Source organism: Sphingopyxis macrogoltabida (assembly GCF_001314325.1).
GTDB lineage: Bacteria > Pseudomonadota > Alphaproteobacteria > Sphingomonadales > Sphingomonadaceae > Sphingopyxis > Sphingopyxis macrogoltabida.
The window spans coordinates 2,440,402-2,465,247 of record NZ_CP009429.1; the positions used below are offsets into that span (position 1 = coordinate 2,440,402).

At 66.6% G+C, this 24,846-nt stretch carries 21 protein-coding genes; 10 read left to right on the plus strand and 11 right to left on the minus strand.

What is annotated here, in order from left to right:
* Positions 1-117: 117 nt before the first annotated feature.
* From maiA to LH19_RS12200, 8 genes are all read left to right on the plus strand, one after another.
* Positions 118-759 (plus strand): maleylacetoacetate isomerase, encoded by a 642-nt coding sequence (gene maiA / locus LH19_RS12165; protein ID WP_054733451.1) that lies wholly within the window; start codon positions 118-120, stop codon positions 757-759.
* A 2-nt stretch (positions 760-761) separates the two neighbouring features.
* Positions 762-1,232, plus strand: a complete 471-nt coding sequence (locus LH19_RS12170; RefSeq protein ID WP_054588228.1) for an Lrp/AsnC family transcriptional regulator — start codon at positions 762-764, stop codon at positions 1,230-1,232.
* Between the two features lie 106 nt (positions 1,233-1,338).
* Positions 1,339-3,960: a Fe/S-dependent 2-methylisocitrate dehydratase AcnD gene (gene acnD, locus LH19_RS12175; protein ID WP_082395628.1), complete on the plus strand. Its 2,622-nt coding sequence runs from the start codon at positions 1,339-1,341 to the stop codon at positions 3,958-3,960.
* Positions 3,957-5,150: a 2-methylaconitate cis-trans isomerase PrpF gene (prpF, locus tag LH19_RS12180; RefSeq protein WP_054728260.1), complete on the plus strand. Its 1,194-nt coding sequence runs from the start codon at positions 3,957-3,959 to the stop codon at positions 5,148-5,150. The genes acnD and prpF overlap by 4 nt, the downstream gene beginning before the upstream one ends.
* Before the next feature lie 97 nt (positions 5,151-5,247).
* On the plus strand, positions 5,248-5,532 hold the full coding sequence (locus LH19_RS12185; RefSeq protein WP_054733452.1) for a hypothetical protein: 285 nt from the start codon (positions 5,248-5,250) through the stop codon (positions 5,530-5,532).
* 14 nt (positions 5,533-5,546) lie between these two features.
* Positions 5,547-6,698, plus strand: coding sequence for a bifunctional 2-methylcitrate synthase/citrate synthase (prpC, locus tag LH19_RS12190; RefSeq protein ID WP_054728262.1), 1,152 nt, complete (start codon positions 5,547-5,549; stop codon positions 6,696-6,698).
* An 11-nt stretch (positions 6,699-6,709) separates the two neighbouring features.
* Positions 6,710-7,633, plus strand: a complete 924-nt coding sequence (prpB, locus tag LH19_RS12195) for a methylisocitrate lyase (RefSeq protein ID WP_054728264.1) — start codon at positions 6,710-6,712, stop codon at positions 7,631-7,633.
* 378 nt (positions 7,634-8,011) lie between these two features.
* On the plus strand, positions 8,012-9,412 hold the full coding sequence (locus LH19_RS12200) for a short-chain fatty acyl-CoA regulator family protein (protein ID WP_054728265.1): 1,401 nt from the start codon (positions 8,012-8,014) through the stop codon (positions 9,410-9,412).
* A gap of 52 nt (positions 9,413-9,464) precedes the next feature.
* On the opposite strand, the gene LH19_RS12205 is transcribed toward LH19_RS12200, so the two are convergent.
* Complete coding sequence (locus tag LH19_RS12205; protein ID WP_054728267.1) at positions 9,465-11,477, minus strand: phytase; 2,013 nt, start codon at positions 11,475-11,477, stop codon at positions 9,465-9,467.
* Between the two features lie 116 nt (positions 11,478-11,593).
* On the opposite strand from LH19_RS12205, the gene LH19_RS12210 reads away from it, so the two are divergent.
* Positions 11,594-12,385, plus strand: coding sequence for an inositol monophosphatase family protein (locus LH19_RS12210; RefSeq protein WP_054728269.1), 792 nt, complete (start codon positions 11,594-11,596; stop codon positions 12,383-12,385).
* 178 nt (positions 12,386-12,563) lie between these two features.
* Here the strand turns inward: LH19_RS12210 and LH19_RS12215 are convergent, their stop codons facing one another.
* The 9 genes from LH19_RS12215 to LH19_RS12255 form a co-directional block, all read right to left on the minus strand.
* Positions 12,564-13,676, minus strand: a complete 1,113-nt coding sequence (locus LH19_RS12215; protein WP_054728271.1) for a Gfo/Idh/MocA family protein — start codon at positions 13,674-13,676, stop codon at positions 12,564-12,566.
* On the minus strand, positions 13,673-13,873 hold the full coding sequence (locus LH19_RS12220) for a hypothetical protein (RefSeq protein ID WP_054728273.1): 201 nt from the start codon (positions 13,871-13,873) through the stop codon (positions 13,673-13,675). Before LH19_RS12220 ends, LH19_RS12215 begins: the two co-directional genes overlap by 4 nt.
* Positions 13,874-13,876: 3 nt before the next feature.
* Positions 13,877-15,289: an alkaline phosphatase D family protein gene (locus LH19_RS12225; protein WP_054728275.1), complete on the minus strand. Its 1,413-nt coding sequence runs from the start codon at positions 15,287-15,289 to the stop codon at positions 13,877-13,879.
* A gap of 35 nt (positions 15,290-15,324) precedes the next feature.
* A complete protein-coding gene (locus LH19_RS12230) occupies positions 15,325-16,659 on the minus strand; it encodes an MFS transporter (protein WP_054728276.1) in 1,335 nt (444 codons plus the stop codon).
* Between the two features lie 26 nt (positions 16,660-16,685).
* Complete coding sequence (gene iolB / locus LH19_RS12235; RefSeq protein WP_054728278.1) at positions 16,686-17,477, minus strand: 5-deoxy-glucuronate isomerase; 792 nt, start codon at positions 17,475-17,477, stop codon at positions 16,686-16,688.
* Positions 17,477-18,370 carry a myo-inosose-2 dehydratase gene (iolE, locus tag LH19_RS12240; protein ID WP_054728281.1) on the minus strand — a complete coding sequence of 298 codons (894 nt, stop codon included), beginning with the start codon at positions 18,368-18,370 and terminating at the stop codon, positions 17,477-17,479. The genes iolB and iolE overlap by 1 nt, the downstream gene beginning before the upstream one ends.
* Entirely contained in the window at positions 18,367-20,202 is a 1,836-nt protein-coding gene (gene iolD / locus LH19_RS12245; RefSeq protein ID WP_054728283.1) for a 3D-(3,5/4)-trihydroxycyclohexane-1,2-dione acylhydrolase (decyclizing), read from the minus strand. Before iolD ends, iolE begins: the two co-directional genes overlap by 4 nt.
* Positions 20,199-22,139, minus strand: coding sequence for a bifunctional 5-dehydro-2-deoxygluconokinase/5-dehydro-2-deoxyphosphogluconate aldolase (locus tag LH19_RS12250; protein ID WP_054733456.1), 1,941 nt, complete (start codon positions 22,137-22,139; stop codon positions 20,199-20,201). Before LH19_RS12250 ends, iolD begins: the two co-directional genes overlap by 4 nt.
* 98 nt (positions 22,140-22,237) lie before the next feature.
* Positions 22,238-23,110, minus strand: a complete 873-nt coding sequence (locus LH19_RS12255) for a MurR/RpiR family transcriptional regulator (RefSeq protein ID WP_201258429.1) — start codon at positions 23,108-23,110, stop codon at positions 22,238-22,240.
* Positions 23,111-23,257: 147 nt separating this feature from the next.
* Here LH19_RS12255 and iolG point away from each other — a divergent pair, with 147 nt between their 5' ends.
* The gene (gene iolG / locus LH19_RS12260) at positions 23,258-24,241 is read left to right on the plus strand and encodes an inositol 2-dehydrogenase (protein WP_054728287.1); all 984 of its coding nucleotides are present in this window, start codon (positions 23,258-23,260) and stop codon (positions 24,239-24,241) included.
* A gap of 265 nt (positions 24,242-24,506) precedes the next feature.
* Here iolG and LH19_RS27980 read toward each other — a convergent pair whose 3' ends face one another.
* Complete coding sequence (locus tag LH19_RS27980) at positions 24,507-24,794, minus strand: hypothetical protein (RefSeq protein WP_205626797.1); 288 nt, start codon at positions 24,792-24,794, stop codon at positions 24,507-24,509.
* Positions 24,795-24,846 lie beyond the last annotated feature (52 nt).

A 24,846-nucleotide genomic window follows, 5' to 3' on the forward strand; every position in this document is an offset into this window, starting at 1 on the left:
GTTTGGCATTATTCCAAAAATGAGGGACGTTGTTCTTCGCAATCGCGAGATATCATGCGCTATACGCGATTTCTCGAATCAGGGCGGAACGACGCAGCAACGCAGAAGGAAGACAAGATGAGCCAGACCATCCTGCACGGCTATTGGCGGTCGAGCGCCGCCTACCGCGTCCGCATCGCGCTGAACGTCAAGGGGATCGCCTATGAACAGGTCGCGCACGACCTGCGCGCCGGCGAACAGCGCGATCCCGCCTATCTCGCTATCGCCCCGCACGGCCTCGTCCCCGCGCTCGAACATGACGGCGCCGTGCTGATCGAAAGCCCCGCGATCCTCGAATGGATCGAGGCGAAATGGCCCGAACCGCCGCTGCTCCCCGCATCCCCCGCCGATGCTGCGACGGTGCGCGCCATCGCGGCGCTGATCGGCTGCGACATCCACCCGCTCAACAATCTGCGCGTCCTCACCCGGCTGCGCAGCCAGTTCGACGCCGACAATGCGCAGGTCAAGGCATGGATCGCGCACTGGATCGGCGAAGGCTTCGGCGCGCTCGAAGCGCTGATCGCGCGTGTCGGCGGCCGCTACGCCTTCGGCGACACCCCGACCTTCGCCGACTGCTATCTTGTCCCGCAGGTCTATAACGCCGAACGCTATAACGTCGATCTCGCCGCCTTCCCGCGCACGCTGGCCGCCGCGGAAGCCGCCCGCGCCCTTCCCGCCTTCGCCGCCGCGCATCCCGACCTGCAGCCGGATTTCCAGTGACTATGGACCGGCTCGACTGGAAAATCGTTGCGGCGCTCGAACAGGACGGGCGCCAGTCCTTTGCCGAACTGGGCGAGACCGTCGGCCTCTCCAAATCGCCCTGCTGGTCGCGCGTGCGCAGCCTCGAAGGGTCGGGGATCATCCGCGGCTATGCCGCCTCGCTCGATCCCGTCGCGCTCGGCCTCGCCGTGCAAAGCTTCGTCGAGGTCCGCATCAACCTCGACGCGCATAGTGAATTCGAGGCGGCGGTGCTCGCCCACCCCGCGGTGGTCGAATGCCACACGACGGCCGGCGACGGCGATTACATCCTCAAGATTTTCGCGCGCTCGGTCGACCATCTCGACGAACTGCTCCGCTACGATCTGTCCAAGCTGCCGGGCGTCCACGGGCTGTCGACCGTCGTCTGCCTGAAAACGATCAAGCAGCAGGGCCGCCTCGCGGAATGGGCGCGCACCACCGAACAGCGGCGCTGAGTGGTCCGTCGGCTTCGCAAACTTCGCCGCTTCGCAACATCGCCTTCGCAAATCTTGACCTTTTCAGCCGTTTTCGCGGAGCCCGCGCCCGCCGATAGCGCGCGGCATGAACCAGCCATATCGCAAGCCGCTACCGGGAACCGGTCTCGACTATTTCGATACCCGCGCCGCGATCGACGCGATCCGTCCCGGCGCCTATGACGGCCTGCCCTATGTGTCGCGGGTGCTCGCCGAACAGCTCGTCCGCCGCTGCGACCCCGCGCTCCTCCCCGCCGCGCTGAAACAGATCGTCGACCGCAAGCGCGACCTCGATTTCCCCTGGTATCCGGCGCGTGTCGTCTGTCACGACATTCTCGGCCAGACGGCGCTCGTCGATCTTGCCGGGCTGCGCGACGCCATCGCCGAACAGGGGGGTGACCCCGCCAGGGTCAACCCGGTGGTGCCGACCCAGCTCATCGTCGATCACAGCCTCGCGGTCGAATATGCGGGTTTCGACACCGACGCCTTTGCGAAAAACCGCGCGGTCGAGGACCGCCGCAACGAAGACCGCTTCCACTTCATCGAATGGACGAAAAGCGCCTTCGAAAATGTCGATGTCATCCCGGCCGGCAACGGCATCATGCACCAGATCAACCTCGAGAAGATGTCGCCGGTCGTTCAGGTCCGGGACGGCGTCGCCTTCCCCGACACCTGCGTCGGTACCGACAGCCACACGCCGCACATCGACGCGCTCGGGGTGATCGCGATCGGCGTCGGCGGGCTCGAGGCCGAAACGGTGATGCTCGGTCGCGCCTCGATGATGCGGCTGCCCGATATCGTCGGGGTCCGCCTCACCGGCGCCCCCGCGCCTGGGATCACCGCGACCGACATCGTGCTCGCGCTCACCGAATATCTGCGCGAGGCGCGCGTCGTCGGCGCCTGGCTCGAATTTTTCGGCGAGGGCGCCGACCGGCTGACGATCGGCGACCGCGCAACGATCTCGAACATGTGCCCCGAATATGGCGCCACCGCTGCGATGTTCCATATCGACCGGCAGACGATCGATTATCTGCTCCTGACCGGCCGCGATCCCGGGCAGGTGCGGCTGGTCGAAACCTATGCGAAGACGACCGGCCTGTGGGCCGACGCGCTGAAGACAGCAAGCTACGAGCGCCTGCTCGAATTCGACCTGTCGGGCGTCGTCCGCAACATGGCGGGCCCGTCGAACCCGCACCGCCGCCTGCCAACCACCGCACTCGAAGAACGCGGCATTGCGGTCGGGCTCGACGAAGCACGCGCCGAGGAGCGCGAGGGACTGCTCCCCGACGGCGCGGTGATCATCGCCGCGATCACGAGCTGCACCAACACCTCGAACCCCCGCAATGTCGTCGCCGCGGGCCTCGTCGCGAAGAAGGCGAATGACCTCGGCCTCACCCGCAAGCCATGGGTCAAGAGCAGCTTCGCGCCGGGCTCGAAAGTCGCGCGCCTCTATCTCGAAGAGGCGGGGCTGCTCGCCGAACTCGAAACGCTCGGTTTCGGCATCGTCGCCTTTGCCTGCACGACGTGCAACGGCATGTCGGGCGCCCTCGATCCCGCTATCGAGCGCGAGATCGTCGCGCGCGATCTCTATGCGACCGCTATCCTCTCCGGGAACCGCAACTTCGACGGCCGCATCCACCCGCAGGCAAAACAGGCGTTCCTCGCCTCGCCGCCGCTCGTCGTTGCCTATGCGATCGCCGGGACGATCCGCTTCGACATCGAAAACGATGTGCTCGGGACGGTGAATGGCAAGGATATCCGCCTTGCCGATCTGTGGCCAACCGACGCCGAAATCGACGCGATCGTCGCCGCTGCGGTCAAGCCCGAACAATTCCGCGCCGTCTATGACCCGATGTTCGCGCGCCGCGGCACCGCGGTGAAGAACGACCCGCTCTACAACTGGCGCCCGCAATCGACCTATATCCGCCGCCCGCCCTATTGGGACACCGAAGGCGTCGGCGCACTCGCCGCCAGCCCGCGAACGCTGAAGGGCATGCGCCCGCTCGCGATCCTTCCCGACAACATCACCACCGACCATCTGTCGCCGTCGAACGCGATCCTCGCCAGCTCGGCGGCGGGCGAATATCTCGCGAAAATGGGCGTCCCCGAGGAGGACTTCAACAGCTACGCGACGCACCGCGGCGACCATCTGACCGCGATGCGCGCCACCTTCGCCAACCCGCAGCTCGTCAACGAAATGGCCGTGGTCGACGGCGCGGTGAAAAAGGGATCGCTCGCCCGCGTCGAGCCCGACGGCAAGGTCATGCGGATGTGGGAGGCAATCGAGACCTATCTCGAACGCCGCCAGCCGCTGATCATCATCGCCGGCGCCGATTACGGGCAGGGCTCGTCGCGCGACTGGGCGGCAAAGGGCGTCCGGCTCGCGGGCGTCGAGGCCATCGTCGCCGAGGGGTTCGAGCGCATCCACCGCACCAACCTCATCGGCATGGGCGTGCTGCCGCTCGAGTTCAAGCCGGGAACGACGCGGCTGCGGCTCAATCTCGACGGCACCGAAACCTATGACATCGCGGGAACGCCGCGCCCGCGCGCCGACCTGACGATGGTCATTCACCGCCGCAACGGCATGACGCTCGAAGTCCCGGTAACCTGCCGCCTCGATACCGCCGAGGAAGCATCGATCTACGAAGCCGGCGGCGTCCTCCAGCGCTTCGCACAGGATTTCCTCGCCACCGAAATGGCAGTCGCATGACCTCAGCTCCTCCCCAACTCCGCGTTCCCGCCACCTATATGCGCGGCGGGACGAGCAAGGGCGTCTTCTTCCGCCGCGAAGATCTGCCCGAGGCAGCCCGTGTCCCCGGAACCGCCCGCGACCGCTTCCTCCAGCGCGTGATCGGCAGCCCCGACCCCTATGCCGTGCACATCGACGGCATGGGCGGCGCAACGTCGAGCACCAGCAAATGCGTGATCGTCGCGCCGAGCGCACGCGCCGATCACGACATCGACTATCTCTACGGCCAGGTCGCGATAGACGCCGACTTCGTCGACTGGTCGGGCAATTGCGGCAACCTCTCGACCGCCGCCGGCGCCTTTGCGATCCACGCGGGCTATGTCGTCCCGGCCGGCGACGGCGTCTGCACCGTTCGCATCTGGCAGGCGAATATCGGCAAGACGATCGTCGCGCATGTCCCCGTGGCGGGCGGCGCGGTCGTCGAGACCGGCGCCTTCGAACTCGACGGAGTCCCCTTCCCTGCGGCCGAGATCGTCCTTGAATTTATCGATCCGGCCGAGGACGATGGCGAAGGCGGCGCGATGTTCCCGACCGGCAATCTCGTCGACACGCTCGACGTCCCGGCGGACATCGTCGCGGGCGGCAAGCTGAAAACGACGCTGATCGACGCAGGCATCCCGACGATCTTCGTCGATGCCGACGATTTCGGCCTCACCGGCACCGAACTTCGCGAAGCGATCAACGGCGACGCCGACCTGCTCGCGCGTTTCGAGCGGCTGCGCGCGATCGGGGCGATGCGCATGGGACTGATCGGCTCGCTCGACGAAGCCGCGACGCGCCAGCATACGCCAAAGATCGCCTTCGTCGCGCCGCCCGCGCGCTATCTCGCATCGAGCGGCAAGACCGTCGCCGCCGAAGACATCGACCTGCTCGTCCGCGCCTTTTCGATGGGCAAGCTGCACCATGCGATGATGGGCACCGCGTCGGTCGCCATCGCCGCTGCCGCGGCAATCCCCGGCACGCTGGTCAATCGCGCGGCCGGCGGCGGCGAACGTCAGGCCGTTCGTTTCGGCCATCCGTCGGGGACATCGCGCGTCGGCGCGGAGGCGAAGCGGGTCGATGGCAAGTGGACCGTGACCAAGGCGGTCATGAGCCGCAGCGCGCGCATCCTGATGGAAGGATTTGTCAGGGTGCCGTCCGATGTCTGCTGAGGCGCTTCGCAAGTTTCGCCGATTTGCAGGTCCGGCTTCGCAATCCTCCACCTTTTCAGCCATTTCCGGCGTGCCTGCGCGCGCCGATAAGGCCGCCATGCTATCCAACGCCCCTGTTCACGGCCTCGACCTCCTCGCCCGCATGGCTGCGGCCGCCGCCGACCGCGCCGCGGCGCGGCTATGCGGCGCGATCCGCCTCGCCGACTGCCAGTCGCTCGATCTCGCCGAGGATCTCGATGCCGCCGACCTCGCCATCGAAAGCTGGGCGGTGCGCGCCGATGAAGGCCGGGCCGTCATCGCCGTTTTCGCCACCACCCCGCAAGCGGACGGCGGGCGCCGCATCGCTGCGTCGGGCCGTTTCACCTTCGCTGCCCTCACCTGACCGGAGAAAAGATCATGGGAGCCACCTTCAAGCCCAAGAAATCGGTCGCGCTGTCGGGCGTCGCCGCCGGCAACACCGCACTCTGCACGGTCGGCCGCACCGGCAACGACCTCCACTATCGCGGCTACGACATCCTCGAATTCGCCGAGAGCGCCGAATATGAGGAAATCGCCCATCTGCTCGTCCATGGCGCGCTGCCCACCGCCACCCAGCTCAGGGCCTACAAGGCCAAGCTGCGCGGTCTGCGCGGCCTGCCGCAGTCGGTGAAGCAGGCACTCGAAGCCGTGCCCGCGGCCGCGCATCCGATGGACGTCATGCGATCGGGCGTCTCGGCGCTCGGCTGCGTGCTCCCCGAAACGCACGACCATAATGTCCCCGACGCGCGCGATGTCGCCGACCGCCTGATCGCCTCCTTGGGCTCGATCCTCCTCTACTGGTATCATTTCGCGCATCACGGCCGGCGCATCGAGGTCGAGACCGACGACGACAGCGTCGGCGGCCATTTCCTCCACCTGCTCCACGGCCAGCCGCCGGCGGCAAGCTGGGTGCGCGCGATGCACAGCTCGCTCATCCTCTACGCCGAGCATGAATTCAATGCCTCGACCTTCGCGGCGCGGGTGATCGCGGGCACCGGGTCGGACATGTACAGCTGTGTCGCGGGCGCGATCGGCGCGCTGCGCGGCCCGAAACATGGCGGCGCCAACGAGGTCGCCTATGAAATCCAGAAGCGCTATGCGACCCCCGACGAGGCCGAGGCCGATATTCGCCGCCGCGTCGACGCGAAGGAAGTGGTGATCGGCTTCGGCCACCCCGTCTATACCATCGCCGACCCGCGCAACGTCGTGATCAAGCGCGTCGCGCAGAGCCTCGCCGACGAAGCGGGCGCGCACCGCCAGTTCGCGATCGCCGAGCGGATCGAAAGCGTGATGTGGGACGCCAAGGCGATGTTCCCGAACCTCGACTGGTTCTCGGCCGTTTCCTATAATCTGATGGGCGTGCCGACCGCGATGTTCACCCCGCTGTTCGTCATCGCGCGCACCTCGGGCTGGGCGGCGCATGTCATCGAACAGCGCCAGGACAACAAGATCATCCGCCCCTCGGCCCATTATACGGGGCCCGAGAATCTCAAATATGTCCCGCTCGCCGACCGCAGCGAAGCCGCCTGAGGAGAGCCCCCATGCCCTATCTGATCGCCCGCGACCTGCCGCACGAAACCGCCGGCCGGCGCTTCCGCGAGGCGCTCGCCCGCCCCGGCATCTACCAGCTTCCCGGCGCGCACAACGGCCATGCCGCGCTGCAGGCGAAGGCGGCGGGCTTCGACGGCCTCTATCTCTCGGGCGCCGCGATGACCGCTTCGATGGGGCTCCCCGATCTCGGCATCATCACCGTCGACGAGGTCGCCTTCTTCGTCCGCCAGATCGCCCGCGCCTCCGGCCTGCCTTTGTTCGTCGATGGCGACACCGGTTATGGCGAGGCGCTCAACGTCATGCACATGGTCCGCAGCTTCGAGGATGCCGGCGCGGGGGCGGTCCATCTCGAGGACCAGATTCTCCCCAAGAAATGCGGTCATCTCAACGGCAAGCATCTCGTCCCCGCCGACGAGATGGCGGCCAAGGTCGCGGCGGCGAAGAAGGCAAGCCGCGATCTGGTCATCGTCGCGCGCACCGATGCCGCCGGAGTCGAGGGCTTCGACGCCGCGGTCGCGCGCGCCAGACGCTATGTCGAAGCCGGCGCCGATGCGATCTTCCCCGAAGCGCTCGTCACCCGCGAGATGTTCGAGAAGTTCGCCGCCGCGCTGCCCGATGTGCCGCTGCTCGCCAATATGACCGAATTCGGCAAGACGCCCTTCTTCACCGCCGGCGAGTTCGAGGCGATGGGTTACAAGATGGTGATCTGGCCCGTCTCCAGCCTCCGCGTCGCCAACAAGGCGCAGGCCGATCTCTACACCTCGCTCAAGGCCCATGGCGGCACCCACAAGATGATCGACCATATGCAGACGCGCCAGCAGCTCTACGACACCATCGGCCTCCACGCGTTCGAGGAACTCGACGCCAGCATCGTCCGGACGATCGTCCCGCAGGCGATGCCGCAGGACGCCTGACCGCAATCGTTTGTCGTCCGGACGGACGATGGGCCATGGCGGCTGGGGAGTCGCCATGGCCCGATCCTATGGAAGGCGGCCTGGGGGTGGGAGCGGGCGGTGCTTCACCCGCCTTCGTCATCCCGAACTTGATCCGGAATCCACTGCGGCATCGAAGTCATGGACCCCGGATCGAGTCCGGGGTGACGATGAGAAGAGGTTCACTTCCAGCCGTCAGCGGTCCAACCGATCCCCAAAATAGCACCCGACCCGACCTTGCCGTCCCACAATTTTTACAATATGCGAAGACCCAATAAGTGACGTAAAACAGGCATTTTTGTAAATATTTGCGAACATGGATCGCCGATTTTGCAAAGATTGCGAAGACAAGGGTCTGCCATGCGTAAAGCCTTCATGGGGGTCCGCCTCCGCCGTCTGCGCGAAGAACGCAAGCTCAAGCAGGTCGAGCTCGCCAACGCGCTCGGCATTTCGCCGAGCTATCTCAACCAGCTCGAACAGAATCAGCGCCCGCTCACCGTCCCGGTACTGCTCAAGATCAACGCGGTGTTCGGTATCGACGTCCAGCTCTTCTCGGAGGACGAGGAAGCGCGGCTGATCACCGAACTCCGCGACGCGCTCGCCGAGGGAAGCGAAGACGTCTCGCTCGCCGAGGTCCGCGAAGTCGCGATGAACATGCCCGCGGTCGGACGGACGCTCGTCGCGCTGCACCGCCGCTACCGCGAGGCGGCCGAGCGAAGCGAAGCGATGGCGGCGCAGCTCGGCGACGAATGGCTCGCCGATGCCCCCGCGCGGATGCCGTTCGAGCAGGTGCGCGACTTCTTCTACGCGCGCCACAACCATGTCGAACCGCTCGACAAAGCCGCCGAACGGCTCTACGCCGCCGCCGGGCTCAGCCCGCATAGCGCACACGCCGGGCTGCAGACCTGGCTGCGCGACCGCCACGCGATCCAGACGATCTTCGCCGACGGCAACGGCACCCAGCGCCGCTTCGACCCCGCGACCCGCACTCTCCACATCGCCGCCGACCTCACCCCGGGGCAGCAGGCGTTCCAGATGGCGACCCAGCTCGCCTTCATCGAACTTGCCGCGACGATCGACCGGCTTGCCGACGACCGCATCCTGCAGGGCGAGGAGGCGCGTCAGCTCGCGCGCGTCGGGCTCGCCAATTATTTCGCCGGCGCGCTGCTCCTGCCCTATGGCGATTTCCTCGCGGCCGCCGAGGCGGAGGCCTATGATATCGAGCGGCTGGCGCGGCGCTTCGGCGTCGGCTTCGAAACCATCTGTCACCGGCTGTCGACGCTCCAGCGCCCCGATGCGCGCGGCGTGCCCTTCTTCTTCGTGCGGGTCGATCGCGCCGGCAATATCTCGAAACGCCAGTCGGCAACCGACTTCCACTTCTCCCGCGTCGGCGGCAGTTGCCCGCTGTGGAATGTCCACGAAGCCTTTGCGCAGCCGGGCAAGCTGTTGACCCAGATCGCGCAGATGCCCGACGGGCGCACCTATTTGTGGATCGCGCGCACCGTGGGCACGCCGAGCGGCGGCTATGGCGAACCGGGCAAGAGCTTCGCGGTCGGGCTCGGCTGCGACATCCGCCACGCCGGACGGCTCGTCTATTCGCGCGGGCTCGACCTCGCCGATCCGGCCGCGGCGACGCCGATCGGCGCCGGCTGCAAGATATGCGAACGCACCGGCTGCGCGCAGCGCGCCTTCCCGCCGATCGGCCGCGCGGTCGCGGTCGACCACAACCGCAGCACGCTGGCGCCCTACCCGGTCGCCTGAAGAAACCGCCGCTGCGCCCAAGGGGAAAGGGCGCAGCGGCGGCAGGGGAAAATCAGCGCGGTGCGGCGTCGAGGCCGAGCGCCTTGGCGATCCGTTCCCACGGCACCAGCTTGAAATTCTGATGCTCGGGCGGCGACACGTTGCGGCCGTCCTGCGCGACCATCAGGCCGTTCGGGAAGGCTGGACCCGCCGCCATGCTGGTGACGTCGAGCCCGTCGGTTTCGGACACGCCGTCGATGCCCGCCGCCATGTCGGCGCCGATGCGGAACGATCCGACATATTCATTATCGCCCTCGCGCCGGAACACCGCATAACTGTCGTTGCCCTGGCTCGACACGACCAGATAGCCTTTGCCGTCCGCCTGCGCGTACAACCCGATGCCTTCCATATCGTCTTTGAGCGCGGGATTGTCGGTGACCTTCGCCAGCATCGTCCGCGCCGGTCCACCGCGCGGTTCGGCGCCCTCACGCCAGACGCCGACATCTTCCTCGCCGGTATAGAGCATCCCCGTCTCGTCGTCGGCGACGCAGCCTTCGACCTGGCTTCCGAACGGCAGATCGCGCATCAGCTTCGCGCGCACCTTGCCCGCCGGGGTCGCGACCAGTTCCCACTGGCGCATCTTGCCGTCGCCCTGGTTGACGAAGACATAGGTCTTCTTCGTCTTCGCGCTGCGATACATGCACAGGCCATAGGGATCGTCGAAGCCGGTATCCTGCAGCCCGTCGGCGACGTCGGTCAGCATCCGCGTCGCGGGGTCGATCGTATAGATGGAGATGCCCTTGGTGGTGCGGTTGCTCGCGGTCACCAGCGTCACCTCGCGCCCGCCGAGGCGGAAACCGCTGCGCAGGTCGACATTGTTCATCCGCCCGTCGGGCAGGAACTGGATCTGCTTGCCGTCGAGGCCATAGACATAGAGCCCCGACTGCTTCTGCGTCCCGATGATCACGCTTTGCGCGGGGTCGACGGGGTTGATCCAGATCGCCGGGTCGTCGGCCGCATCGCCGCCGGTTTCGACCGGGTCGGTCTCGACCGTCGCCAGCGCGAGCGGCATCGTCTCGGGCGCCGCCATCGCCGGCCGTTCGGCTATCCCCGCCGCGGCGAGCAGCGCCGACCAGCTCGCGATCTTGAAATTGGGCAGCTCGGGCGAATTGTCGTCGTCGGCGACGACCACCACGGGCCCGGCGACGGTGATGCTGCCCGCATCCTCGACCGCGTCGTTCCCGGCCGCCAGCGCGACCGAGCCGAGATAGGCATAATCGTCGGCGGGGTCATAGATATTCAGCCGGTTCGCCGAGGCGTCCGAGACGAGCAGCCGGCCATCGGGTGCGACGGCAACGCCCTTCGCTTCCTCGGTGATATGGCCGAGGCGGACGATATCGACGATCTCGGGCGTGATTTCGGCCTCGGGCTCGGCGGCGAAACGCCACACGCCGACCGCTTCTTGCGAGAAATAGACCGAACCGCGATCGTCGGCGGCACAATATTTGATTTCGGAACCCAGCGACCAGCGCCGCGCAATCCGTCCGTTCATCGCCCCCGACGCATCGGCCGACAGCCCCCATTGCTCGACCTCGCCCTTGTCGCCGGCGAGGAACAGATAGAGCGTGCCGTCGCGGTGGCTGCGCGAGAAGCAGAGGCTCGCAACGGTCATTTCGGGCTTGATCCCGGCCAGCGTCAGCGCCGCCGGCACGCCGCCGGCCCCGACGCGGAAGAATTTCGGCGCATTGTCCTTGCCGTCGAGCGCCGCGAGCAGCGGCGCCCCGCCCGGCGCGGCCTTGGCGCGCAGGTCGAGGCCGCGGATGTTGCCGACCTTGTGCGTCGCGACGCGCTGTCCCTTCAGGTCGAAGACGTCGACGCCTGCCGATTCGGCGCCGGCGAGGATCAGCGAACGCGACGGATCGCCCGGATCGGCGACGACGACCGCGCCATCGGCGCCCGATCCCTGCGTCGCCTGTGTCTCCGCCGATGCGGCGACGGTGCGGACCGGTGCGGCTTCCTGTGCGGCGGCACCTGCGGCCGACACGCCCGCCAGCACGGCGGCGATTGCGAACAAGCTCGTTTTCACTCAAACCCTCCCTCTGTTGTCGATTATGGCGCCCTCACCGCGTGACGGCGCACTCCGAATGCCATTTCAGAATAATTTTTCTATCTTTATCTAAAAACAGAACGTATATTCATTCCATGACGATGTCACCCCTTATTTCCGCCATGATCGCCGCCGCTCACGCCGCGGGCGAAGGACTGATCGCCGACCGCGAGCGCATTGCGACGCTCACGATCCACAGCAAGGCCGGCGCCGCCGACATGTTCACCGAGGCCGATCTTCGGGCCGAGGCCACCGTGCGCGAACACCTGATGGCCCATGCCCCCGATTACGGCTTCCTCGGGGAAGAAGGCGGGCTGACGCCCGGCCGCGACGCCGACCATGTGTGGGTGGTCGATCCGCTGGACGGTACAACCAACTTCCTGACAGGATCCCCACTCTTCGCGGTCAATATTGCGCTCGCGCGACAAGGCGATGTCATCGCCGGGGTTACCTATGTTCCTGCGATGAATGAACTTTTCTGGGCGGAGACCGGCAGCGGCGCCTGGCTCGGCGAAAAACGCATCGCAATTTCACCGCGCACTACGATCGAAGAATCGGTGCTCGGGGTCGGCATTCCCTTTGCGACCAAGCCCGACCACGACCAGTTTTACGCCGAGATGGAACGGCTGACCCCGCGCGTCACCGGCATCCGCCGCCTCGGCGCCGGCGCCATCGACATGGCATGGGTCGCCTGCGGCCGCCACGACGCCTATTGGGAACAGAGCGTCAGCGCGTGGGACATGGCCGCGGGCGTCGTCATCGTCCGCGAGGCCGGCGGCGTGGTCACCGACACGCGCGGCGGCGAGCTCGATCTGATGAACGGGACCGTGCTGGCATCGACGCCGGCGATTCATGCGGGGTTGCTGGCGGCGCTGGCGCGGGTTTAGGCTGCCGCGATTACGGCTTTGGGGTGGGGAGCGGATGTTCCCTAACCGTCGCCCCCGCGCAGGCGGGGGCCGCTGTCAGTTTACGCAGCGGTGCGGGAACAGGTCTCCAGCGGCCCCCGCCTGCGCGGGGGCGACGGTTATTTCCTTATGTCCGCTTCCGCCCGCTAACCCGGCCCCCTCAGGGCCGCACCCAGCCCCCCTCGCGGTGCGAGCGCCGGATCGCATCGGCGACCTTCTCGACCGCCAACGCATCGGCAAAGCTCTTTGCCGCCGACGGCAGCCCCGCCGCGGCCTCGACCGCCGCCTTGACCTCGATCGTCTTCAGGTCGTTATAGCCGATCTGATGCCCCGACGCGGGACAGAAGGCACCGTAATCGCCATGCTCGGGCCCGGCGCAGATCGTCGTGAAGCCGTTGGTCCGCCCCGGCCCCGACCGGTAGAGCTTCAGCTCGTTGAACTGTTCCTGCGTGAAGCTGATCGATCCCTTCGTGCCGCTGATTTCGAACGCCAGCCCCATCTTGCGTCCGCTCGCGATCCAGCTCGCCGCCAGCGTCCCGGTCGCACCATTCGCAAAGGCGACGACCGCGTCCATCTGGTCGTCGACCGTCACCGCCCGGTCATTCCCCTGCGCATCGCGGCGCACCGGATAAGCGGTGTAGAGCCGCCCCGATACCGACGCAATATCGCCGACCAGATGCTTCGCCATCGCGATGATATGGCTGCCGATATCGGCGAGCGCGCCGCCCGCCTGATCGGGCTCGCAGCGCCAGTTGAACGGCGCGTCGGCCGACGCCATGAAATCCTCGGCATGAATGCCGCGAAACGCCGTCACCTCGCCGATCTCGCCCTCGGCGATCAGCTCGCGCGCCAGTGCGATCATCGGGTTGTAGAGATAGGTGAAGCCGACCGCGGTTGGCCGCCCCGATGCGGCCGCTGCGGTCATCGCCTCGGACTCCGCAATCGTCGTCGCCAGCGGCTTTTCGCAATAGACCGCCTTCCCAGCCTCGAGCGCGGCGATCGCGATCGGAGCGTGCAGCAGGTTCGGGGTCGCGATCGCCACCATGTCGATCGATGCGTCGGCGATTGCCTCGCGCCAGTCGCCGCTCGCGTTGGGAATGCCGAGCAACGCCGCAGCGGCCGTTGCCGTCGGCAAATCGCGATCGGCGAGCACCGTCACGCGCGGCGACAGCGGCAGGTCGAAGGTGCGATCCGCTGCCGCAAAGGCCAGCGCATGCGCCCGCCCCATGAAGCCGCTGCCGATCAGGGCGATATTGAGCACCGGCCTGGTCATGCCCCGGTCACCTCGCGATAGCGTTCGCGCAGCCGGTCGAGCGTCGCACGCTTCACCGGCTGACCGTCGCGCAGCTTGTACCAGCTATTCTGGCTGATCCGGTACGTCTCGAACAGCCCTTCGCGCGTCGCGCACGGCAGGCTTGCCCGCATCGCCTCGAACTCGTCGCGCGCAATCGTCACCATCTCGAACCGCATCGCTCACTCACCTCCATAATAGCTGCCGCCGCGCAGGGCACGCTCGCGCCGTTCCAGCTCGTCGGGATCGATCGCCGCGCGCCAGCTCTGCTTGCCGTTGACCAGATCGGCGGCGCGCAGGACGACCGGCTTGCCCGACGCTGGCGCGCCGATCACGTCGCGGATGCTGAGTTCGACGCGCGGCTCGGGATCGAAATGGAATTCGAGCAGCCCGAAATTTGCGCTGCGCACGAAAGGTTGGCGCAGCCGCACCTCGGGATGCTGGTCGACGAACTTCGGCGCCAGATATTGCGCCAGCCCCGAACTGACGAGGTCATAGAAATCATAGCCGCCCTTGTCGGACCAGGGCACGCAATTGACCTCGCCCTGATGGACGTCGCCCGAAATGCCGAGGCAGCCGGCGATCTTCTCGTCGCGGATGAAGTCGAGGATCTCGTCCCGCTCGTGAAGATAGTTGGCCCAGCTATCGCCGTCCTTTTCGGCGAGCGTCCAGCCGGTGCCCGACACGAGAATCTTGAACACCGCCTTCGACGCCTTGAGCTCGCGCTTCAGCCACGCCTTCTGCCCGGCGCCGAGCATCGTCTTGGCGGGACCGTCGGGATGGTCGGGCGGATCGCGGTGATACCGTCCGTCGAGCATGAAGATATCGACCGGACCGAAGCTGTGGCGAAAGAAGATACCCGGCGTGTCGGCCGTTCCCCCCGGCGGGTTCGCCCACCAGCGCCGGAACAGCCGGTGCGTCATCTCCTTCACTACATTGTGGCGGTCGGAGTTGTTGTAACCGAAATCATGGTCGTCCCAGATCGCGAGCTGCGGCACCGACCGCAGCAGCGGCACCAGCGCCGAAACATTGCGCTGGCGCGAATAGAGCGCCGAATAAGCGGTCTCGCTGTCGCTGTCGGCATAGATATTGTCGCCGAGCCACAGGAACAGGTCGGGCTCCATCGCCGCGACCGCCTCGAACACCGGCTGTTCGGGGTAAAGCTGCACCCGCGCGCAGGAACCGAAGGCGATGCGGATCGGCCGCGGGCGGTCGGGCGCGGTCCGGGTACGGAACGGCAGCGGCAGGTTCCGGTCGTCGATGCCGTCGGTCTTGATCCGGTAATGATATTCGGTGTCGGGCTGAAGGCCCCTCACCTCGATTGCGGTGCACAGGTCGTTCTCCTGCGTCGCCGCAACCGCCGCCGTCGTCTTCGCATCGCTGAAATCGCGGCGCGTCGCATATTCGACCGCGACCCCGAACGCGCCGCTCGCACGCGACCAGACGGTGAAGCTGCCCGGGCTCGTCGCCCCGATCATCGGCCCGTCGAGCAGCCGCGGATAGCCGATCGCGGCGGCGTAGAGCCGGCGCGGCAATGCCGCGAGCAGGGCGAGCGTTCCCGTTCCCCAAAGGAGCTTGCGTCGTTCCATCATCATCCTGTCCCCAATCGCGCCACGTCAGTCGCGCTGCCTCAGTCGCGCAGCTTCGTGTTCCACAATGTCGTCGCGAGCAAAGTCGCGACGATCGAGCAGCCGATCCAGAACCAGATCACCGGCTCGAAATCATAAATGCGTGTACTTCCCGTGACATGCATATTGGCGTCGATCAGCGCCCCCGACACCTGTTCCTGCACCGCCGCGCCGAGATAGCTGAACACCCCGACCATCCCCAGCGCCGCGCCCGCGACGCGCTTCGGGCAGATGTCGATCGCGAACAGCCCGCCAAGCGAGGTGACCAGCCCGGTCATGCCGAGCCCGAACAGGACCGCGCCGAGTAGCACCCAGCCATGCCCCTCCGGGCCATAGAAGAAGATCAGCAGGCCGATGATTTCGACCACCCCGAACAGCAAATTGGCGGGCGGCCGGCGCGCCCCGAAGAATTTGTCGGATATAAAACCGAAGGCCAGCGCCCCGGCGACCCCCGCCAGCGTGCTCGCGGTCAGCATCACCCCCGCCTCGCCCAGCGAAAAGCCGCGCGCTTCCTGCAGATACAGGATGCCCCAACTGTTGATCGCATAGCGCGTCACATAATTGGCGGCGCTCGCCAGCGCGAGCACCCACACCGCCGGGATGGCAAGGATCGAAAGCTGCGTCGCGAACACGCCGCGCTCGGGCGCCCCTTCGGCGGGGGCCGCATAATGGTCGTTCCGCCAGTCGGCGACGGTCGGCAGACCCAGCGTGCGCGGGCGGTCGACCATCGCATAAAAGGCGGCGACCGCGGCGATCAGCGTCGCAATCCCCGGCCCCCAGAAACCCCAGTGCCAGCCGCCCGCCGCGACCAGCGCGGTGACGAGCGCGAAGGTCAGCCCCTCGCCGATCGAATGCGCGGTCGACCAGATGCCGTAATAACGCCCGCGCTCGCGGTTCGAAAACCAGCTCGCCAGCGCGACGACGCACGACGGCGCGCCATAGCTCTGGAACCAGCCGTTCAATCCCCAGATCATCACCGTGACCCAGAACACAGTCGAAAAGCCCATCGCGATATTGCACAGCGCCGACAGCACCAGCCCCGCCGCGAACAGCCGCTTCACATTGCTGTGGTCGGCGACGAAGCCGTTGACCAGCTTGCCCGCAGCATAGGTATAGAAGAGCGCCGACCCGATCATGCCGAGTTCGAGCGGGGTGAAGATGCCCTGATCGATCAGCGGCTTCTTGACGATGTTGATCGCCAGCCGGCACATATAGCTGATCGCATAAGCGAGCGTGATCGCGGCGATGATCCGCATCCGGTAATGGCGGAACCGGCCGTCGATATCGCTGCCCGTATCGACCGGAACCTCGGGCCCAGCCGCGAAAAACTTCAGCATCGATCCTCTCCCCTCGACCTGTTTTTCTATTGGCGCACGATCCAGTCGTGCGCGGGATCGTTGCGGAACACCCAGTTGCGCCGGGGGCCCGCCATCACGTTCAGATAATAAAGGTCATAGCCGTGCGGCGCGCCGACGGGGTGATAGCCGCGCGGTACCATCACGACGTCGCCGTCCTCGACCGCCATCGTTTCGTCGATGTCGCGCTCGTCGGTATAGACGCGCTGAAAGGCAAAGCCCTGCGGCGGCGACAGCCGGTGGTAATAGGTTTCCTCGAGGAAGGTTTCCTCAGGGAACGCGTCGCGGTCGTGCTTGTGCGGCGGATAGCTCGACCAGTGACCGCCCGGCGTGATCACCTCGACGACCAGCAGGCTTTCGGCCTCGTCGGCGTCGGACAGGATATTGCGTACGTGCCGCGTGTTGGTGCCCTTGCCGCGCACCTCGACCGCCTCCGACCGGATCAGCCGCACCGCCCCCGCGCCGGTGCCCGGCGCGGTGCAGATCGCGATTTCGGCGTCGGAGCCCGCCTCGATCGTGTAGCGATGCCCCGCGGGGACATAGACCGAGGACGCGGCGCCGTCGAACACCGTCGCGCGCCCGCCAATCCCCTCGAACCGCTCGCCGCCCGCGTCGACCGACACCGTGCCGGTCAGCACGACGAGGCACGCCTCGCGCCCGTCCTCGACATGGTTGTAGCGCGCCCCTGCCGCCAGCCTGACGACGCGGAAGCCGACATATTTCCACCCCGCGCTGGCGGGCGTGATGTCGAGCAGCGTGCCATCGTCGTCGGGCGCATGCGGGCGGACGAGCAGCGACATCAGACCAGCGCCTCCTCGCGCGCCAGCCGCTTCAGTGTGTCGAGCCCGAGCTGGCTATATTCGCGCGGGTTGGCGATCGCCGGGTCCTGTTCGGCCTCGATGACGATCCAGCCCGAATAATTCATGTCGGCGAGCGCGCGCATGAAGGGGGCATAATCATAATCGCCGTCGCCCGGCGCGGTGAACATGCCGCCGACGACGCCGTTGAGGAAGCTGGTGCCGTTCGCGAGAAACTCGTCATATTTGGCATTGCGGACGTCCTTGCAATGGACGTGGGTGACGCGCTCGGGGCGTGCCTTGATCACGTCGATCGGCTCGATCCCGCCGAACAGCGCGTGGCCCGTGTCGAGCACCAGCCCGACATGGTCGCCGGTCGCGTCGAAAAAGCGTTCGAGCTCATCCTTGGTCTCGACGATCGTGCCGAGATGATGGTGATAGGCGAAACGCAGCCCGCGATCGTTGATGAAACGCGCCACCGTGTTCAGCCGCTCACCGAACTGCTGCCAGTCGGCGGCGGGCAGCACCGGGTGCGTGTCGAGCCGGCTGCCGTAACGGTCGCCGTGCACCGCGTTCGACGTCTCGGCGAGGATGAAGACGCTCGAATCCATATATTCGAGCAGCGCCAGATGCTTCGCCAGCGCGTCGATCTCGGCATCGGCATCGCGCACGAGCAGGTTCGACGAATACCAGCCGCCGACGATGTCGAGGCCGTACCCCGCCATGATCGGCGCCAGCGCCTCGGGATCGCGCGGGAATTTGTTGCCCAGCTCAACCCCCTCGAACCCGATGTCGCGGACATCGGTCAGCAATTCGTCGAGCCTCGTGTCGCCACCCAGCTCGCGCATATCGTCGTTGCACCAGGCAATCGGGCTCACACCCCAGCGGATCGTCATGTCCTCTCTCCCTTGATCTTGTCGTCATAGGCGCGGCGCGCCGCCTGCACTTCGGCGCGACCCGACACTTCGGGCACCGCGACGTCCCACCAGTGCCCGCCCGCTTCGGTCGTGATCATCGGATCGGTATCGATGACGATCACATAGCTTGTGTCGGACGCCTTCGCCCGCCCCAGCGCACTTTCCAGCCCGGCAATCCCGTCGACCTTTTCGGCCGCCGCGCCGAGGCTCCGCGCATGCGCCGCGAAATCGATCTCGGGCAGCGTCGCATGCGCCGCGTCGGCGAGCAGATTGTTGAACGGCCGCCCGCCGGTCCCTTGCTGCAACCGGTTGATGCAGCCGTAACCGCGATTGTCGAGCAAGATGACGGTGATTTTCTGCCCCAGCATCACCGAGGTCGCGAGCTCCGAATTGAGCATCAGATAGCTGCCGTCGCCGACCATCACTATGACGTCGCGCGCCGGGTCGGCCATCTTGACCCCCAGCCCGCCGGCGATCTCGTATCCCATGCACGAAAAGCCATATTCGACATGATAGCCGCCGGGCCGGTGGCTCCGCCACAGCTTGTGGAGTTCGCCCGGCAGCCCGCCCGCGGCGCACACCACGGTCGCATCGTCCCCCGCCTGCCGCCACACCGCGCCGATGACCTGCGCGTCGGACGGCAACGTCTCGCCCGGTGCGGTCGCCGCGTCCCACGCCTTGTTCCATTCGGCGACCGCGCCGCGGTTCGCCTCGCGCCACGCCGCATCGACCTGCCATCCGCCCAGCGCTTCGGCGAGCGCCTCGAGTATCTCGCGCGCGTCGCCGACGACCGCCTCGGCCTCCTGCTTGATCGCATCGGGCGCCGCGACATTGATCTGGACCAGCCGCTTGCCCGCGAACAGGGTCCGCGACCCGGTGGTGAAATCCTGCAACCGCGTCCCGACCCCGACGATCAGGTCGGCGGCTTCGGCGGCGGCATTGGCCGCGCTCGTCCCCGTCACCCCGATGCTGCCGAGCGCTTGGCGGTGATCCCACGCCAGCGCGCCCTTCCCCGCCTGCGTCTCGGCGACCGGAAGGCCGGTCGCGGCGGCAAGCTCGGCCAGCACCGTCTCGGCGCCTGCATACAGCACCCCGCCGCCCGCGACGATCAGCGGCGCCTTCGCGCCCCGAACCGCGGCAACGAGCGCGTCGAGTTCGGCGCGATCGGGGCGCGGCCGCCGCTGACGCCACACCCGCGGCGCAAAGAAGCCCACCGGATAGTCATACGCCTCGGCCTGCACGTCCTGGCACAGCGCGAGCGTCACCGGCCCGCACAGCGCCGGGTCGGTGAGCACGCCCATCGCGCGCGGCAGCGCGTCAATTATCTGCTCGGGACGCGTGATCCGGTCGAAATAGCGCGACACCGGGCGGAAACAGTCGTTGGCGCCTACCGTCGCGTCGCCGAAATCCTCGATCTGCTGGAGCACCGGGTCGGGTCGGCGGCTCGCATAGACGTCGCCGGGCAGGAACAGCACCGGCAGCCGGTTGACGTGCGCCAGCGCCGCCGCGGTCACCATGTTCGTCGCGCCGGGGCCGATCGAGGTCGTGCACGCCATCGCGCGCTGCCGCCGGCTCGCCTTGGCAAAGGCGATCGCGGCGTGCGCCATGCCCTGCTCATTATGGGCGCGCCAGGTCGGCAGCGCCGCTTCCATCCCCGCCAGCGCCTCGCCCATGCCTGCGACATTGCCATGGCCGAAGATCGCCCACATGCCCGCAAAATAGGGCAGCTCTATACCATCGATCTCGACCCGCTGCGCCGCGAGCCAGCGCGACAGCGCCTGTGCCATCGTCAATCGCACCGTATCGCTCATGCTGCCTCCCGCGCCCGGCGCGCCTCGCGCCAGCCGTCGGCGAGGACACGCAGATTTTCGCCCAGCGCCCCGATCGCCGCCTCGTCGTCGATCGCACCCGCCAGCCACTGCTGCGCGACATCCTGAAAGATCGTGCGCCCGACCGCAAATCCCTTGACCAGCGTAAAGGGCGCCGCGGCGACGATCCCCGCCAGCACCTCGTCCTGCGGTGCCGACAGGCCGAGCAGCACGATGCCGCGGCACAGCGGATCGTGGCGCAGGATCGCCGCCTCGCTCGCCGCCCAGGCGGCGGCGTCGGTCGTCGGTTCGAGCTTCCACCAGTCGGGATAGATGCCCAGCGAATAGACATGGTCGATGACCGAGGCGATCGTCCCGCTGTTCACCGGCCCGTGTTTCGAGGCGATGATTTCGAGCAGGAACTCATGCCGCGTCCGCCGGCAGGCGTCGAACAGCCGCAATATCTGCCGGTCCTGCGCCGCGCGCATCTCGGCATCGTCGTCGGGGTGATAGAAGACGAGGCATTTGACGACATGGTTCGTCGGCCAGTCGCGCAAGGTCATGCCGACATCGGGCGATCCCTCGAAGCGCAGCGGGCGTGACCCCGGCACCTCGATCGGCCGCCCGATCCAGTAAGGATGATCCGCCGCCGCCTCCAGCGCGCGCGCGCCGAAGCGGCCGTCGAGCAGCACACCATAGCAGGGATCGCCCGCGGCCAGCCGGTGCAGCGCTTCGAGCGCCAGATTCTTGAAATGATGGACGCGCGCCTCATCGACTTCGCCGAGCTCGGCGAGCAGGTCGTCGAACTGGCTGCGATGGTCGATCGCCAGCACGGTCAGCTCGTCGCGCTCGCCCTGCCGGTTCGTCGACCAGTGCAATTGCTCCAGCTCGGCGCTCTCGCGCAGCCGGTGCGGCCATTGTCCGGCCAGAAAATGCTGCAATTCCTCCCACGATGCCATCGCCGGGGCGCAGCCGTGCCGCGACACCACCAGCGCACCGCAGGCATTGGCGATCTCGCAGCATTTTTCGAGCGGCATGTCCTTCAGCCAGCCGCGCAGGAAACCCGCCATGAAGGCGTCGCCCGCGCCGAGCACGTTGAACACCTCGATCGGAAAGCCGCGCCCGACCACCCCGTCGTCGAGCGACGCCGGAATCGCGCCCGGAAAGGCGGCGCAGCCCTCGGCGCCGCGCTTGCAGACGAGCAGCGCTTCACTCTTTTCCCGGATCGCGCGCAGGGCCGCCAGCGTGTCGGTCGAGCCGCCGAGGATATGGATTTCCTCCTCGGTGCCGACGATCAGGTCGCACAGCGGCAGGACGCGCTGCAGCGCTTCGGTCACCCCGCTATCGGCGACGAAACGGTCCTCGCCATTGTCCTTGCCCGCGAGGCCCCACAGCACCGGGCGATAGTCGATATCGAAAACGACGCGTCCGCCCGCCGCCTTCATCAGCGTCGCCGCCGTCAGGCTCGCCGCGAACACGCCGGGCTGCGACAGATGCGTGCCGTTGATCAGCAGCGCGCCGGCCGAGGCGATGAAATCGGGGTCGATATCGTCGGCGACGAGCGCCATGTCGGCGCAGTTCTCGCGGTAGAAGATCAGCGGAAAAGTGTCAGGGTCGCGGATACCGAGGAACACCAGCGCGGTCAGCCGGTCGGGGTCGGACAGGACGCCACGCGTCGACACACCCTCGCGTTTCAGTTCCTCGACGATGAAGCGCCCGAAATGGTCGGCGCCGACGCGGGTGATCAGCCCCGCCTTCAGCCCCAGCCGCGACGCGCCGATGGCGGTATTCGTCGGGCTGCCGCCGATATATTTGGCGAAACTCGCCATATCTTCCAGCCGGCCGCCGATCTGCTCACCATAAAGATCGATCCCCGCCCGCCCCAGCGTGACGATATCCAACCGGCATTCCCCGCCCGCCTCATGCCCTTGTTGCGCCATCGCTTTCCAGACCATCCTTCCTTGATCTGTAACGCATATTCCACTTTTAGAATGTTTGCAACATATGTTTCAGGATGGCGTGAAAATGGAATGCCCGTTCACGTACCCACATTGTCGCGCGCCTTGCCGTCGGTGCGCGTCGCCTCGAAGGCGAAATTGATCACCAGCGCCTGCGCAAGACACATCGATGCCGACAGCGAGCGGAACTTGCGCACCTCGGCCTCGCGAATCTGCAGCACATGCTCGGCGGGCTTGGCGACCGGGCTGACCAGACTGTCGCTGATCGCGAGCACCTTGCCGCCATTGGCCCTCGCCGCATTGACCACCGCGACCGTCTCCTCGGAATAGGGGTGAAAGCTGATCGCGACGAGCAGGTCGCCGGGTCCGATCGCATGCGCCTGCTGCACCCCGAGCCCGCCGACCCCGTCGACGAAGACGGTGCGCTTGCCCGCCTGGAGCAGCGAGTAGGCGATGTAGGACGCGACCGGGAACGACCGGCGAAAACCCGTCACATGCACCGTATCGGCTGCCATCAACAGGTCGACCGCCGCGCGCATGTCGGCGCCGCTGACTGTCTGGAGCAGGTTCTGGATCGCGAGGCTGTTGCCCTCGACGAATTCGGACAGCAGGTTCGCAGGCTCGGCGTCCTGCGCGCTCGTCGCCTCGTCGAGCTGACGGACGCGCTCCGAATAGCCGAGCGCGGCATTGTTGCTGAGCAGCCCGTCGCGGAACAGCCGCTGCATCTGGCTCGCCCCCTCGAACCCGAAACTCTTGGCAAAGCGCACGATGGCCGACGGCTGGACGCCGCAGCGATCGGCGATCACCGCCAGCGTTTCGAGCGCGATATCGTTGGGCTCGTCGAGGATATAGCGCGCGATCTGCTTGAGCCGCTTGCTCAGCGTCTCGTATCGGCTCACGATCTCGGCGCGCAATTCTTCCGCCGAACTGGGGGCGGTCTGGATGTCGGTCAAATTCATTCTCCCCCGCTGATCCGGAAAAAACGGAATATCTGTTCAAAACTTGTAACGCAACTATCGCCCTGCCGCATTTTCCACGCTATAGAATATATGTTCCACTCATTAACAACATGGAACAGAGTTTGAACCAGAGAGGCTTTCATGCACGACATTGCCCTGATCGGCGCCGGCAGGATCGGCAAAATCCACGCGGCGAACCTTGCCGCCAACCCGCGCCTGCGGCTCGCCCGCGTCGTCGACCCCTTCCCCGACGCCGCCGCGGCGGTGGCCGCCCAATATGACGCGCGCGTCTCGACGATCGAGGAAGCGCTCGCCGATCCCGCGATCGCCGGCGTGGTCGTCGCCAGCTCGACCGACACCCACCTGCCCTACAGCCTCGCCGCCGCCGAAGCGGGCAAGGCGATCTTCTGCGAAAAGCCGCTCGATCAGGACCTTGCGCGCGCCCGCGAATCGGCGGCGCGTTTCGCCGCACTGGACGCCTGCCTGTTCCTCGCCTTCAACCGCCGCTTCGACCCCAATTTCGCGGCGTTGCAGGCGCGCCTCGCCGGCGGCGCGGTCGGCAACCTCGAAACGCTGCACATCGTCAGCCACGATCCCGCGCCGCCGCCGGTCGATTACGTCAAGGTATCGGGCGGCATCTTCAAGGACATGGTGATCCACGATTTCGACATGGCGCGCTGGCTGCTCGGCGAAGAGGTGACCGAAGTCTTCGCCAGCGCCTCGGTCCTCGTCGATCCGGCGATCGGCGAAGCGGGCGATGCCGACACCGCCAAGACGATCCTGCGCACCGCGTCGGGACGCCTCTGCGTCATCTCGTCGAGCCGCCGCAGCGGCTATGGCTATGACCAGCGGATCGAGGCTTTCGGGTCGACGGGAATGATCCGCGCCCAGAACCAGCTCGAAACGACGGTTGAGACCTGGGGCGAAAACGGCGCCGCCGCCGACCGCTTCCAGAATTTCTTCCTCGACCGCTACGCCGTCGCCTATGCGCGCGAGGCCGAACATTTCGCCGACATACTGGACGGCGCCGCCCCGCTGGTGGACTTCCGCGACGGCGTCGCCGCCCTCGCCCTCGCCGAAGCCGCCGCCCAATCGGCGCAAACCGGCGAGCGCGTGCTGCTCTAAGACGTCAAATCCTCCCTGTGGCGCAGCCATGGGGAGGGGACCGCCCGCAAAGCGGGTGGTGGAGGGGCCGCAACGGCGCGCTATTGCCCCTCCGTCAGCGCTCCGCGCTGCCACCTCCCCATGGCTTCGCCACAGGGAGGATTTTCCTTGTTTGTCACCCCGGACTTGATCCGGGGCCCACAGCTACCGACGCACTAATGGATCCCGGATCAGGTCCGGGATGACAAATGTCTGACAATCGACAGATTGCTGACATTGATGTTAGCTACGCTTGGCGTGTGCTGGCATCATTGAGGATCAAGGTACGGAAAAATTCTCCAGCTTCATGCTCTGATGAGAACTCGCGATGCGACTTCTTCTGACCTCGCTCGCTGTAATAGACTTCCCAGCCTTTAGGGCATTCGCGCAGAACATAAGTTTCGCTGCCAAAGTCACCGCTGAAATCGTAAGCATCGCGACGGATGCCCTGTGTAGGGAGCCATTCCAGAAGAGCCGGTCTATTCATGCGCATGAAGTGACACAGCACATGTCTGCTTTCCACCCCAAAGCCCACTCTCGGCACCAAAAAAGGGGCCGGGTTTCCCCGACCCCTTTCCAGTGCCCCC

Coding starts and splice junctions, on each gene's coding strand:
- maiA (WP_054733451.1), top strand. CDS start 118: ATGAGCCAGACCATCCTGCACGGCTATTGGCGGTCGAGCGCCGCCTAC.
- LH19_RS12170 (WP_054588228.1), top strand. CDS start 762: ATGGACCGGCTCGACTGGAAAATCGTTGCGGCGCTCGAACAGGACGGG.
- acnD (WP_082395628.1), top strand. CDS start 1,339: ATGAACCAGCCATATCGCAAGCCGCTACCGGGAACCGGTCTCGACTAT.
- prpF (WP_054728260.1), top strand. CDS start 3,957: ATGACCTCAGCTCCTCCCCAACTCCGCGTTCCCGCCACCTATATGCGC.
- LH19_RS12185 (WP_054733452.1), top strand. CDS start 5,248: ATGCTATCCAACGCCCCTGTTCACGGCCTCGACCTCCTCGCCCGCATG.
- prpC (WP_054728262.1), top strand. CDS start 5,547: ATGGGAGCCACCTTCAAGCCCAAGAAATCGGTCGCGCTGTCGGGCGTC.
- prpB (WP_054728264.1), top strand. CDS start 6,710: ATGCCCTATCTGATCGCCCGCGACCTGCCGCACGAAACCGCCGGCCGG.
- LH19_RS12200 (WP_054728265.1), top strand. CDS start 8,012: ATGCGTAAAGCCTTCATGGGGGTCCGCCTCCGCCGTCTGCGCGAAGAA.
- LH19_RS12210 (WP_054728269.1), top strand. CDS start 11,594: ATGACGATGTCACCCCTTATTTCCGCCATGATCGCCGCCGCTCACGCC.
- LH19_RS12215 (WP_054728271.1), bottom strand. CDS start 13,676: ATGACCAGGCCGGTGCTCAATATCGCCCTGATCGGCAGCGGCTTCATG.
- LH19_RS12220 (WP_054728273.1), bottom strand. CDS start 13,873: ATGCGGTTCGAGATGGTGACGATTGCGCGCGACGAGTTCGAGGCGATG.
- LH19_RS12225 (WP_054728275.1), bottom strand. CDS start 15,289: ATGATGATGGAACGACGCAAGCTCCTTTGGGGAACGGGAACGCTCGCC.
- LH19_RS12230 (WP_054728276.1), bottom strand. CDS start 16,659: ATGCTGAAGTTTTTCGCGGCTGGGCCCGAGGTTCCGGTCGATACGGGC.
- iolB (WP_054728278.1), bottom strand. CDS start 17,477: ATGTCGCTGCTCGTCCGCCCGCATGCGCCCGACGACGATGGCACGCTG.
- iolE (WP_054728281.1), bottom strand. CDS start 18,370: ATGACGATCCGCTGGGGTGTGAGCCCGATTGCCTGGTGCAACGACGAT.
- iolD (WP_054728283.1), bottom strand. CDS start 20,202: ATGAGCGATACGGTGCGATTGACGATGGCACAGGCGCTGTCGCGCTGG.
- LH19_RS12250 (WP_054733456.1), bottom strand. CDS start 22,139: ATGGCGCAACAAGGGCATGAGGCGGGCGGGGAATGCCGGTTGGATATC.
- iolG (WP_054728287.1), top strand. CDS start 23,258: ATGCACGACATTGCCCTGATCGGCGCCGGCAGGATCGGCAAAATCCAC.